Source organism: Sporosarcina cascadiensis, assembly GCF_009650995.1.
Taxonomy (GTDB): Bacteria; Bacillota; Bacilli; order Bacillales_A; family Planococcaceae; genus Sporosarcina; species Sporosarcina cascadiensis.
In genome coordinates, this window is the sequence record NZ_WHVV01000053.1 from 1 (window position 1) to 268 (window position 268).

Annotated in this window: 1 tRNA gene; it reads left to right on the forward strand. The window is 49.3% G+C overall.

The annotated features are described in order from the left end of the window. The first annotated feature begins 106 nt into the window (after window positions 1–106). Window positions 107–182, forward strand: a tRNA-Ala gene (locus GDZ68_RS17995). The last annotated feature ends 86 nt before the right edge of the window (window positions 183–268 follow it).

A 268-nucleotide genomic window follows, 5' to 3' on the forward strand; every position in this document is an offset into this window, starting at 1 on the left:
GGCCTATAGCTCAGCTGGTTAGAGCGCACGCCTGATAAGCGTGAGGTCGGTGGTTCGAGTCCACTTAGGCCCACCATATACCCTCTTGTCTCATACCCTTTACTTTGGGGCCTTAGCTCAGCTGGGAGAGCGCCTGCCTTGCACGCAGGAGGTCAACGGTTCGATCCCGTTAGGCTCCACCAAACTTACATTTGTTCATTGAAAACTGGATAAAACGACATTGAAAGTAATCAAGTAATCAACCGAGTTAAACCTTCGGGTTTAATTC